General features: G+C 73.3%; 6 protein-coding genes. 4 read left to right on the top strand and 2 right to left on the bottom strand.

Annotated features, from left to right (window positions below):
* Nucleotides 1–152: 152 nt before the first annotated feature.
* Both OG989_RS19860 and OG989_RS19855 read left to right on the top strand, forming a co-directional pair.
* Nucleotides 153–989, top strand: coding sequence for a hypothetical protein (locus OG989_RS19860; protein WP_225852288.1), 837 nt, complete (start codon nt 153–155; stop codon nt 987–989).
* Nucleotides 970–2,010, top strand: coding sequence for a 3-dehydroquinate synthase family protein (locus tag OG989_RS19855; RefSeq protein WP_151455517.1), 1,041 nt, complete (start codon nt 970–972; stop codon nt 2,008–2,010). Before OG989_RS19860 ends, OG989_RS19855 begins: the two co-directional genes overlap by 20 nt.
* A 32-nt stretch (nt 2,011–2,042) precedes the next feature.
* Here the strand turns inward: OG989_RS19855 and OG989_RS19850 are convergent, their stop codons facing one another.
* Together OG989_RS19850 and OG989_RS19845 are read right to left on the bottom strand one after the other, a co-directional pair.
* Nucleotides 2,043–2,810 carry an alpha/beta fold hydrolase gene (locus OG989_RS19850; RefSeq protein ID WP_442791958.1) on the bottom strand — a complete coding sequence of 256 codons (768 nt, stop codon included), beginning with the start codon at nt 2,808–2,810 and terminating at the stop codon, nt 2,043–2,045.
* Between the two features lie 228 nt (nt 2,811–3,038).
* Nucleotides 3,039–4,205 carry an ATP-grasp domain-containing protein gene (locus OG989_RS19845; protein WP_327028033.1) on the bottom strand — a complete coding sequence of 389 codons (1,167 nt, stop codon included), beginning with the start codon at nt 4,203–4,205 and terminating at the stop codon, nt 3,039–3,041.
* Nucleotides 4,206–5,294: 1,089 nt separating this feature from the next.
* Here OG989_RS19845 and OG989_RS19840 point away from each other — a divergent pair.
* On the top strand, nt 5,295–8,993 hold the full coding sequence (locus OG989_RS19840) for a non-ribosomal peptide synthetase (protein ID WP_327028031.1): 3,699 nt from the start codon (nt 5,295–5,297) through the stop codon (nt 8,991–8,993).
* 126 nt (nt 8,994–9,119) lie between these two features.
* On the top strand, nt 9,120–12,815 hold the full coding sequence (locus tag OG989_RS19835) for a non-ribosomal peptide synthetase (protein WP_327028030.1): 3,696 nt from the start codon (nt 9,120–9,122) through the stop codon (nt 12,813–12,815).
* Nucleotides 12,816–12,890: the final 75 nt, after the last annotated feature.

The following is a 12,890-nucleotide window of genomic DNA, read 5'->3' as shown; positions in this document are numbered from 1 at the left end:
CCGAGCACCCTGCCGGCGTCCTACCCCTGTCACCCCCTAAGTCGTCCCCAGTTCGGACCGCTGATCAGGTGGTGGGACGGGCCGCAGGCCGATGATGGGGCCACTCCCCCGCAGACCGTCGAGTCCTGTGCTCCACCCGCCCGTCAGCCGAGGTGCCGTCGTTGGAACGCTGCTGGTTGTTCGCCCGCTCGGCCGTGCCGGCCGACGGGTCCCCGGACACGCGGGTGACCGAGCTGGTCGGCACGGTCCTCGCCGGTCTGGTCGCCGCCGCCCGCCGGGCCGATCCGGGCATGGACTGGTTCTTCGACCCGGAGGGCTCCCCCGCCGGGCCGCACGTGAGCCTCGGCTTCCACGCCGCCCCGGCCGCGCTCGACGCGGTACGGGCGGGGCTGCTCGCGTACGACCCGGGGGTCTCCTTCGCCGCCGACCGGTACGTGGTGCGCGACGCCGCCCGGGGCGGCCCGCTCGCGTCGGCGGGCAGCGACCTGGCCCTGACCCTGCTCGGCGGGGACACTCCCTGGCTGGCCGGCGTCGAACTGCCGCTGGCCGTGGCGCACCTGCGGTACCTGACGGGGCTGGTGCCGGCGGCCGACCGGCTGGCGTTCCTCTTCCTGCACTGGCAGGAACGCAGCCAGCGGCTGACCGCCGCGCAGCGGCGGGACCTGGCCGCGCAGGCGGACGCCGGCGCGGAGAAGATCGTCCTGGCGGCCGGCGACCTGCCGCTGTGCGGGGAGGTCGCCGTGGCCTGGCGGCGTTACCTGGACCGGGTGACCGACGTGGTCGGCCGGCACCACCCGGCGGCGCCGTCGGGCTTCCTGCTGGCGCACCACGCCCAGCTCACCCACGACCGTTGGGGCATCGGGCCGGACGTCGACTCGCTGGCCGCGCTGGCGCTGCGCCTGTCGATGGTCCGGGAACGCCCGGTCGCCGCCGCACCGGTGCCCGTCGTCAAGAGGAGGCAGCAGCCACATGCACCCGTCCGCACCTGACCCGCACGCCCCCGCCGAGCCGGCCCGGATCGAGGTGGCGCTCGGCGAGCGCGCGTACCCGGTGCTGATCGGCCCCGGTGTGCGCCACCGGCTGCCGGCGGAGGTGGCGCGGATCGGTGCCCGGCGGGTCGTGGTGGTCTCGGCCCGGCCTCCGGAGTGGACGCCCGACCCGGGTGTGCCGCACCGGGTGGTGCCGGCCCGCGACGGCGAGCACGACAAGAACCTGGCCACGGTCGAGCAGCTCTGCCGTGCGTTCGCCGAGTTCGGACTGACCCGCGCCGACGCCGTCGTCTCCTGCGGCGGCGGCACCACCACGGACGTGGTCGGGTTGGCCGCCGGCCTCTACCACCGGGGCGTCGCGGTGATCCACCTGCCGACCTCGCTGCTCGCCCAGGTGGACGCCAGCGTCGGCGGGAAGACGGCGGTCAACCTGCCGGAGGGCAAGAACCTGGTCGGGGTGTACTGGCAGCCCCGGGCGGTGCTCTGCGACACCGAGCACCTGGGCACGCTGCCGCAGCGGGAGTGGCGCAACGGCTACGGGGAGATCGCCCGGGCGCACTTCATCGGCGCGGGCGAGCTGCGCGACCGGCCGGTGGCGGAGCAGATCGCCGCCTGCGTGGCCCTGAAGGCGCGGGTGGTGGCCGCCGACGAGCGTGACTCCGGTCTGCGGCACATCCTCAACTACGGTCACACGCTGGGGCACGCGTTGGAGCGGGCCACCGACTTCGGCCTGCGGCACGGCGAGGCGGTCGGCGTCGGCACGGTCTTCGCGGGCCGGCTGGCCGGCGTCCTCGGCCGCGTCCCGGCCGACCGGGTGGCCGAGCACCACGAGGTGGTGGCGGGCTACGGCCTCGACACCGCGCTGCCCGGCGGTGTCGACCACGACGAGTTGGTCGCGCTGATGCGGCGGGACAAGAAAGCCACTTCGGGCCTGTCCTTCGTCCTGGACGGCCCGGCCGGGCCCGAGCTGGTCGCCGACGTCCCCGAGCCCGCCGTACGCACCGCGCTGACCGGCATGTAGCGGCCGGCACCCGACACCGCCGGCAGCCCGGCTCAGGTGGATGCTCGTCCGAGCAGACAGCGGAGGATCGGCTCGGCACGGGTCCACAGCACCGCGCGACCGGTCCCCGGGACGAGGTGCCGGACGGCACCGGGGATCCGGGCGGCCAGCGTCGCTCCGTTGTCGGGTAAGTGGCTGGTGTCCTGTTCGCCGTACCAGACGTCGACCGGAACCGTGATCTCCGCGAGGTCGAAGGGCCATCGCCCCATGGCCAGGACGGTGTCCCGGGCGTAGCCGGCCGGGCCCTGGGCGAACCCCTCGTGCAGGGCCCGGCGGTAGGCGGCCTCGAAGCCCGGCTCCCGGTACACCGCCAGGTCGGCCTCGGGACTCCCGCTCGTCACCATGTCCCACATCGCGTCCGCGTCGAAGCCGGCGAAGATCTGCTCCGCCCCGGCCGGATCGACGGCAGTCGTGTCCACGAGCCGACGCAGCTCCGCCGGCAGCGCCTCGGCGAACTCCGGCGCGGCGACCTCGTCCGCGCCGGCCACGATGGCCAGCGCGCCGGCGACGCCCGCCTCGGCGCACGCGAGTGCGAACGGCGCGCCCTGCGAGTTGCCGACCACCGCGGGGCATGCCAGCCCCCGCAGTCCGACGAGGTCGCGGATGTCCGCGGCGAAGTCGGCGTACGTCCGGCCGGGCGCGGGGGTCGAGCTGCCGAGCCCCGGGCGGTCCACGGAGACGAGACGCACCCCGAGCGCGTCGACGACGTCCGCGCCGAAGCCGAGCCACCGGCTCGTGGCCGCCCCCGGGCACAGCAACACCGGGACACCGTCCGGCGGCCCCCACTCGGCCCAGCCGAGCAACCGCCCGTCGGGGAGTCGGCTCTCACCGAGGCGGACCGGATCGTCGACGCGCACGCTCATGATCCTCATCATGGCCGCGGCGCCGGCGAGCGCGCACGGCGTTTTCCCCCGGGCGGGACGGGCGCCGCCGTGGTCGGTCGGGCCTCCCCTCCGGACCGTCACCACGGCCCGGAGAGGGACGACGCGTCAACCGCCCAGTGCCCGCTGGATCTGCGCGACCAGCACCCCGCAGGCGTACCGGTCCGCAGCGCCGACCATGCCGACGATGGTGGCCGGCAGCGGGCCGTTGTCCGTCTCCGCCGGGTCGTGGTGCATGAACGCGACGAACTGCCCCCGGTCGATGAACGGGGCGAGGATCGGCTCGGCGTCGACGCCGGGGGCCAGCGAGAAGAACGTCGTCATGGCGCACGGGTGCTGCCCCAGCAGCGAACTGCGGTGCAGCAGCGAGGTGGTGGCCCCACTGACCCGGAAGTTCGGGTCGATGACCCGCAGGGCGCCGTCCCGACCGATCCCGGCGTCGAAGGAGCAGTACCCGCGGTACCCGAGGGCACTGGCCTTTCGGACCCCTACGGTCAGCGCTTCGATCAGCTCCGCCGGCGGCTGGTCGTCGTCCAGCACACAACCGACCCACGTCGAAGTGGGCTGCGGCAGGTGTACGGACGCACCGAAGTACTGCACCGCTCCGCTCTCCGTCACGCCGAACTGGACGCCCCAGATCGTCCGGAAGGGCACCTCCTCCTCGACGATCCACCGATCGCTCACCTGTTCCAGCTGGTTGAACAGGGACCGGTGCCGCCGGTCCTGCAACCGCCTCGTGAAGATCGCGATCCCGCTGTACACCTCGACGCCGGCCGGTTTTAGCACCGCCGGCCGCCGGTCCTGCTGCACGATGCGGCGTACCTCGGCGGGGGTGGCGACCTGGCGACGGGGCAGGTATTCCGGCGCGATCAGTGTTTCCAGGGTGGTCTTGTTGTTGAGGCGGGCCAGCAGGTCCGGGGCGACCCGGGCCCGCGCGGCCCGCAACTGCGGATCGTGCGGGGGGAACTGGAACTCCAGCGTCTCGCCCCGCTCGGCGGCGTCCCGGGCGAACTGCACCGCCTGCGCGCCGGAGCGGAACTCGCGCAGGTCGCTGGGCGTCTTGAGACCGCACCGACTGAGCAGGCGCAGCGACTTGTCCGCGCTGGAGCCGGTGCTGCAAATGGCCGCCGACTGGTGCGGAAGGGTCAGGTGCAGACCGGTGATCATGTCCAGCCCGTTGTACAGGGCGGCGCCCGCACCGGCGAGATAGCGGCTGCCGGCGGTCGTCACCGGATCGGGTGGCCGGGCCAGGACCACCCCGTCGTGAGCGAACACCTGTACCTGGATAGGTCCGTCCATTGGATCTCCTGACATGCCGGCCCACGAAGGGCCTCGGGTGGCACGGAGTCCGGGTGCGCAACGACCACGAACTGCGGAGAACGTGGACGGTCGCAGGCGCTCCCGGTCCTGATGAGGCCGCTCGGCCACGAGAGTCGGGCGTACCGCGTGCACCGGCCGGCCGGTCTCTGGCGAGACCGGCCAGGTAGCGGGCTGGCTTGTGGTCAGCGCTGCGTTCGGCGAGGTGCACACCAACAGGCGGTGGCTGAATTTGCCAGTCACCGACTGGGTCATGATCGGCAAAGCATAGTCAATCCTCATTTCCGTGGGATGGGCCGGTCAGCCGACCGCGGGCGGCCCTTTCCGTCGCCGGGATCGCCAATTCTCCGATTCGAACCCTGGACCTGGGCTGACCGAATAGCCTTTTTCGACTTAGACCCCGGGATCGTTCTCCGTCGAAACCCGGACATTCGTGCATCGACCCTGCCGGAGGGCGCCAACCATCCACTATAGAAAAGATATAGCCGCGTGTGTTAATGCCGAAAAATTCGCGGCATCTGGCCGCGATCCTGATCAATCATCAGCAGAGAACACCACACTGACCAGCGCAAATTGCCGATCCGGCGGCGAGGACACGGGACGCGGACCGGTGGTCGGTCATTGCTCCGGACGTATCCTCGGCGGCCCCCGGCCGGAATCTCCGGCCGTCACCCTAGGGGTCGACGTGCGCATCTCTAGGGGTGTACGCCACTCCACCGCGCTTCGTAGGGTCGGGCCCCATCGGTTCGTCGTTCCCTTTCATTGCACCGGGCGGGGACGAGTGTGGGTGCGCGGCGCCCCGGACGGACGGGAGGCGCCGGTGATCGGATCGGGCACCGACCTGCTCCTTTCGATCGACGACGTGGTGGCGACCCGGAATTCGGACGGTGACCCCGTCCTGGTCGCACCGCATGTCCGCGCCCGGCCACCCGAGTCGGCCGCGGTGCCCGCGAACCGCCCCTGCCGCGCCGACCGGAATGCGCCCGGTGGTGCGGTACCGAGGCCCCGTGCCTTCCGGTCACCCCCTCTCGATCGGAGGTTGAGCTGATGTCTGTCGGGTTCGATGGTGCGCGGACCGTGGACGGCGCGGTCGACGCCGAAACACTGGACCTGGTGGGGGACCTGCGCCGGCCGACGGTGTGGCCGGCCCGGGCCGCCTCGGTGCACCGGGTGCTGCCCTCCTCGCCGCCGAACGACGGGCTGGGCGGCGACGTCGTGGTGGCGGGGGTCGTGGCGGTGCTGGCCCGTTGGACGGCCCAGGAGCAGGTGGTGCTGGGCCTGGCGTCCGGTGGCGGCGGTTCGGCGCTGCGGGTGGACGTGGCGGGTGATCCGGGTTTCGGCGAGTTGGTGACGCGGGTGCGCGCGGCGCTGGCGGCGCCGGTGGCCGTGGGCCGGGAGCCGGTGGGCCCGGTGGTGCTCGGGCTGGTGGACGCTCCGGTGGCGGACGCGGGGCCGGCAGTGGTGGACGTCGACCTGGTGATCGGTGTGGCCTCGGACGGGTCGGCGCTGCGGGTGGACTACGCGGCGGAGGGTTACTCGGCGCAGTGGGTGCGGGGCCTGGTGGACCAGGTCGTGGTGCTGGTCTCCGCCGGGTTGGCGGGGCCGGAGGTGGGGTTGTCGGCGTTGCCGTTGGTGGGCGATGCGGAGCGGGAGCGGTTGCTGGAGTGGGGCCGGGGCCCGGTGCGTGAGGTGCCGGCCGAGCCGATCCACGAGCTGGTGCTGGAGTGGGCGCGGCGCACGCCGGAGGCGGTGGCGGGTGTCGCCGGCGATGAGGTGTTGACGTACGGGGAACTGGATCGCCGGTCGGCCGCGCTGGCGGCGTATCTGCGGTCGGTGGGCGTGGGCGCCGGTGACGTGGTGTCCGTGGCGTTGGAACGCGGACTGTGGTCGTTGGTGGCGACGACGGGTGTGCTGCGGGCGGGCGCGGCGTACACGCCGATGGACGTGTCGTGGCCGGTGGAGCGGATGCGGGTGCTGCTGGCCGACCACGGCGCCCGGGTGGTGTTGACCGTCGGTGCGGTCGCGCCCCGGATTCCCGGTGGCGACGGGGTGTCGGTGGTGGCGTTGGATGACGACTGGCCGGTGGTGCGGGCGTGTGAGCCGGTGGACCTGCCGGTGGTGCCGGCGTCCGCGCCGGCGTTCGTGATCTACACGTCGGGTTCGACGGGCACGCCCAAGGGTGTCGTGCTGACGCACGAGAGGCTGACGAACTTCCTGGCGTGGATGACCGACGAGTGCGCCATCGGCCCCGACAGCCGGATGCTGCATTCGGCGGCACCGGTCTTCGACGCCGCCTTCGGGGAGATCTTCGCGACGCTCACCGGTGGTGGCCGCGTCGTCGTCTGCTCCCGCGACGACCTGCTCGACGCGCGTCGGCTCACCGACCTCATCAACCGGCACGACGTCACCCACACGTTCGGACCGGCCACCAACGTCGCCCCGCTCGATCCGGCCGCCTGCCCGGGTCTGCGCTGCATCATCTTCGGCGGCGAGGCCGTCCCGCCGCAGCTGGCCCAGCGGTGGTTGACGGCGGGCACGCGGGTGGTGAACGCGTACGGGCCGGCGGAGATCGCCGTGGCGTGCACGTGGTTCGACGCGTCGGCGGGTTGGGGCGGCGCGTACGTGCCCATCGGCTGGCCCATGCCCAACCGGCAGATCCGCGTCGTCGACGCCAACCTCGACCTCGTCCCGATGGGCGTACCCGGCGAAATCCTCATCGCTGGCTTCGGGGTCGCCGACGGCTACCTCAACCGCCCCGAACTCACCGCCGAACGCTTCGTCACCGACCCGTACGGCGGCGGCACCGCCTACCGCAGCGGCGATCTCGGACGGTGGAACGCCACCGGCGCGCTGGAGATCCTCGGCCGGATGGACCACCAGGTCAAGGTCAACGGCATCCGCATCGAACTCGGCGAGATCGAGACCACCCTCGCCCGGCACCCCGACGTCGGCGCCGCCGTGGTCGTGCGCCGCGAGGACGACGGCACCGCCCGACTCGTCGCCTACGTCACCGGACGCAACGGCCGTACCCCCGCCGTCGGCGACCTGCGCGCGCACGCCGCCACCGTGCTCCCGTCCTACATGGTTCCCGCCGTCGTCATGGTCCTCGACCACTTCCCCGTCGGCGGCACCGGCAAGGTCGACCGGCGGGCCCTGCCCGCACCCGACACCCGGCGCCCCGACCTCGGGGTGGAGTTCGTCGAGCCGGCGACGAACGAGGAGCGCCTCGTCGCCGCCGTGTTCGCGACCGTCCTCGGCATCGACCGGGTCGGCACGGGCGACAGCTTCTTCGACCTGGGTGGCACGTCGTTGCAGTCGGCGGCGGTGGCGACGCGCATCGACGAGGCCGCCGACGTCGTCGTGCCCGTCTCGCAGATCCACCGCACCCCCACACCGCAGGCGCTGGCCCACTGGCTGACCACCGCGCCCCGCCGTACGGACGCCGGCTCGACCGCCGGGCAGGCCCGTCAGCGTCCCGGCCCGGTTCCGCTCGCGCAGCAGGTCGCGAAGTGCCTGATGTCGCCGCCGGAGGTCGTCGTCCCGGTCACCTGGTGGATCGAGGGCGAGCTGGACCTGCGGGCGCTGATGGCGGCGCTGGGCGACGTGCACCGCCGGCACGAGGCCCTGCACGCCCGCTACCGGCGGACGGCTCCCCCGGTGGCGCTCGTCCCGCCGAACCCGGCGATGCCGCAGCTGCGGCTGCTCACCGACGCCGCCAGCGAGCAGGAGGCCCTGGACCAGCTCGCCGAGGCGGTGCAGCAGCCGCTCGACTACACCCAGGGCCGCGTCTGGCGGGCCGCCCTGATCCGGGAGAAGTCGACCGGGCGGGTCCTGTTCGGCGTGGGCATCCACCACATCGCCTTCGACGGCTGGTCGTACGCGCTGCTGGTGCGGGACCTGAGCCACGCCTACGCGGCGCGGTTGTCGGGCGCGGCCCCCGTGTGGGCGCGGCCGGCGCCGACGCTGCGCCAGTCGTACGAGGAGTACGCCCGGCTGCGCGACGCCGCCGACCTCGACGCGCAGCGGGCCTACTGGCGCGAACAACTGCGCGGCCTGCCCCGCCAGGGCCGGGGCGACGCCACCGCACCGCTGGAGCAGGCGTTGGCGTGGGGTCCGAAGGCCGGGCACACCGTCACCGTCACGCCGGAGGTCATGCAGCGCTGGGACCGGGCCGCCCGGGAGCAGCGGTTCAGCCGGTCCAGCTACTTCGTCGCGGCGTTCGCCTCCGCGCTGCGCGCCGTCCACCAGCAGGATGACATCGGCCTGCTGATGGTGGTGGCCAAGCGGGGCAGCCGCGTCCTCGACTCCGCCTTCACCACCCGGCTGAACCTCAACTGCGTCCGGGTGCGCTTCGACGGGCCGGAGGACGACAAACTCGTCCTGCGGGTCAACGAGACGATCAGCGACCTCATGCGGGCCCAGGACGTCCCCTTCGCGGAGACCGCCGACGACCCCGCCGCCGGGCTCTCCGGCGAGGTGGTCGCCAGCCTGCCGACCTTCGTGTTCCAGGACAACGTGGTGCTTCCGCTGGAACTGCCCGGCTGCCGGGCCGAGGAGGTCGTCGACCCGTACGCCCGGGAGGTGCCCAACGGGCTCACGGTCGAGGTGCTTCCCCGCGCCGACCACGCCCTCCTGCGCGTCACCATCCGCACCGACTACCTGCCGTACAGCTTCGCCGAGGAGCTGAACGGGCACATGCTGCGCTTCCTGGAAGCCGGGCCGGCGGGCTCACCCACCACCGGTTGACCGTCCACCCCGTACACATCGGGCTGCTTGTCATGGCCGTGGGCGCGCGGGCCGCGTCCCCGGAGTTCGTGGTTCTTCCCCGGCGTACCCCCGCAGGCGACGCCGGGCCTGATCGGAGGTTGACTGATGTCTGTCGGGTTCGTTGGTGGTCGTGCCCAGGCCACGGATGTCGTCGGGCCCGACTTCGAGGTCCTCGACCTGATGGGGGACCTGCGCCGGCCGACCGCGTGGCCGGCCCGGGCGGCCTCCGAGTTCCGGCCGGTCGACGTGCCCGGCCCGGCCGGCGCGCGGCCCCCCGGCGCGGTGCTGCTGGCCGGTCTGCTGGGAGTGCTGGCCCGGTACACCGGCCAGGCCGAGGTGGCGGTGGGGCTGTCGTCGGGTGGCGTGCTGCGGGTCGACGTCACGGATGATCCGGGCTTCGGGGAGCTGGTGTCGCGGGTGGCCGCGGCGCTGGCTCAGCCGGGCGCGCGGGACGCGGCGGGTCCGGTGGTGGTCGGGCTGGTGGACGCTCCGGTGGCCGAGGTGGGACCGGACGTGGTGGACGTGGACGTGGACGTGACCGTCGCGGGCGACGGATCGGCGATCCGGGTGGACTACGCGGCGGACGGGTTCTCGGCCCAGTGGGTGCGGGGCCTGGTGGACCAGGTGGTGCTGTTGGCGTCCGTGGGGTCGGCAGCGCCGCAGACCGCACTGTCGGGGTTGCCGTTGGTGGGGGACGCGGAGCGGGAGCGGCTGCTGGGCTGGGGCCGGGGTCCGACCCGCCCGGTGCCGGCCGAGCCGATCCACGAGCTGGTGCTGGAGTGGGCGCGGCGCACGCCGGACGCGGTGGCGGGCGTCGCCGGCGGGGAGGTGCTGACGTACGCGGAGTTGGCCCGCCGCTCGGGGGCACTGGCCGCGCAGCTACGGTCGCTGGGCGTACGGCCCGGTGACGTGGTGTCGCTGGCGTTGGACCGCAGCCTCTGGACGTTGATCGCCACCCTGGCCGTGCTGCGGGCGGGAGCCGCGTACACGCCGATGGACGTGTCCTGGCCGGCGGAGCGGATGCGGCTGCTGCTGGCCGACCACGGCGCCCGGGTCGTGCTCACCGTCGGCGAGGTCGCCCCACGCGTCCCCCGACCGGACGGCGTACGGGTCGTCGCCCTCGACGACGAGTGGCCCGCCGTGGAGGCGGCCGAACCCGTCGACCTGCCGGTCGTCGAGGCGTCCGCGCCGGCGTTCGTCATCTACACGTCCGGCTCCACGGGCACGCCGAAGGGCGTCGCGCTGACCCACGACATGCTGACCAACTTCCTCACCTGGATGCGCGAGGAATGCGCGGTCGGCCCGGACAGCCGGATGCTGCACTGCTGCGCGCCGGTCTTCGACGTCGCCCTCGGCGAGATCTACACCGCGCTGACCTCCGGCGCCCGCGTCGTCGTCAGCTCCCGCGACGATCTCCTCGACGCCCGCCGCCTCACCGACCTGATCGCGAAGGAGCAGGCAACCCATGCGTTCTGCCCGCCCACGAATCTCGCCGCCGTGGACCCGGCCGACTGCCCGAGCATGTCCTGCGTGACCCTCGCCGGGGAGCCGATCCCGCCGCGCATGGCGCAACGGTGGATGGCCGCCGGCGCGCGCCTGATCAACGCGTACGGGCCCGCCGAGGCATCCGTCGCGTGCACCTGGTTCGACGCGTCGACGGGCTGGCCCGGCGCGTACGTGCCGATCGGCTGGCCCATGCCCAACCGGCAGATCCGCGTCGTCGACGCCAACCTCGACCTCGTCCCCGTGGGCGTGCCCGGCGAAATCCTCATCACCGGCGCCGGGGTCGCCCACCAATACCTCAACCGACCCGAACTCACCGCCCAACGGTTCGTCACCGACCCGTACGGCGGCGGCACCGCCTACCGCACCGGCGACCTGGGCCGGTGGAACACCACCGGAGCACTCGAGATCCTCGCCCGGATGGACCACCAGGTCAAGGTCAACGGCATCCGCATCGAACTCGGCGAGATCGAGGCCGTCCTCGAACAACACCCCGACGTCGGCACCGCCGTCGTCACCCGCCGCGAGGACCACGGCACCGCCCGGCTGGTCGGCTACGTCACCGGGCGCGAGGGTCGCCTCCCCGTCACCGCCGAGCTACGGGAGCACGCCGCCGCCGTGCTCCCGCCCTACATGGTCCCCGCCGTGATCATGGTCCTCGACCGGTTCCCCGTCGGCGGCACCGGCAAGATCGACCGACGGGCGCTACCGGCACCCGACGCGCAACGCCCCGACCTCGACGTGCCGTACACCGAGCCGGCCACCGACTCCGAACGCCTCGTCGCGGGGGTCTTCGCGGCGGTGCTCGGGCTGGACCGGGTCGGGGCACGCGACGGCTTCTTCCACCTCGGCGGCACGTCGTTGCAGTCGGCGGCGGTGGCGGCCGGCATCGACGAGGCCGCCGACGTCGTCGTACCCGTCTCACAGATCCACCGCACCCCCACCCCACAGGGACTGGCCCAGTGGCTCGCCACCGCCCCCCGCCGCCCCAAGGCCGAACCGGAGGCGCCCGTCACCGGCCGTCCGGGTCCGTCGAAGCCTGTCCCGCTGACCCTCTCGGTCGCCAAGTGCGTCTGGCTCCCCTTCGAACTGGTCTGCCCGACCACCTGGTGGATCGAGGGTGAGCTGGACCTGCGGGCGTTGATGGCGGCGCTCGGCGACGTGCACCGCCGGCACGAGGCCCTGCACGCCCGCTACCGCCGCGTCGACCCGCCGGTGGCGCTCATCCCGCCGAACCCGGGCATGCCGCAACTGCGACTGCTCACCGACGCCGCCACCGAACAGGAGGCTCTCGACCAGCTCGCCGAGGCCGTACAGCAACCCCTCGACTACACCCAGGGCCGCAACTGGCGCGCCGCCCTGATCCGCAACAAGACCACCAACCGGATCCTGTTCGGCATCGGCATCCACCACATCGCCTTCGACGGCTGGTCACACGCGCTGCTCGTGCGCGACCTCAGCCACGCCTACGCGGCACGGCTGTCGGGCCAGGCCCCGGCCTGGGCACGCCCCGCGCCGACGCTGCGCCAGTCGTACGAGGAGTACACCCGGCTACGCGACGCCGCCGACCTCGAAGCCCAGCGGACCTACTGGCGCGAGCAGCTGCGCGGCCTGCCCCGCCAGGGCGAGGCCCCACCCCAGGCGCCCCTGGAGCAGGCACTGGCGTGGGGCCCCAAGGCCGGGCACATCGTCACCGTCACCCCCGAGGTCATGCAACGCTGGGACCAGGCGGCGCGGGAACAGCGGTTCAGCCGGTCCAGCTACTTCGTCGCCGCGTACGCCTCCGCGCTGCGCGCCATCCACCAGCAGGACGACATCGGCCTGCTGATGATCGTGGCCAGGCGCGGCAGCCGCATCCTCGACTCCGCCTTCACCACCCGGATCAACTCGAACTGCGTCCGGGTCCGGTTCCGGCCCGAGGAGGACCTGCTCCGGCACGTCCAGCAGACCGTCGACGAGCTGATGGCCGCCCAGGACATCCCCTTCTCGGAGACCGCCGCCGACCCGGCCGTCGGCCTGCCCGGCGAGGTGGTCGCCAGCATCCCCGGCTTCGCCTACCAGGACAACGTGGTCCTCCCGCTGGACCTGCCCGGCTGCCGGACCGAGGAGGTCGTCGAGCCGTACGCGCGGGAGGTGATGAGCGGGCTGACCGTCGAGGCGATCCCCCGGGACACCGACGCCCTGCTGCGCATCACCATCCGCACCGACCTGATCCCGTTCTCCCTCGCCAAGGAGTTGGGCGCCCACATGCTCCGCTTCCTCGAATCGGGGCCCGTCCCGGCTCCCGGCACCGCCTGACCGCCCGTACACGCACCTGTTCCTGGTTTCCTGACCCGGCCGTACCCCCTGCCGGTGGTGCCGGTCCTGATCGGA

The organism is Micromonospora sp. NBC_01740, assembly GCF_035920365.1.
Classification (GTDB): domain Bacteria; phylum Actinomycetota; class Actinomycetes; order Mycobacteriales; family Micromonosporaceae; genus Micromonospora; species Micromonospora reichwaldensis.
The sequence above is the reverse complement of the archived record's forward strand: the minus strand, read 5'-3'. Positions and strand labels throughout refer to the sequence as shown.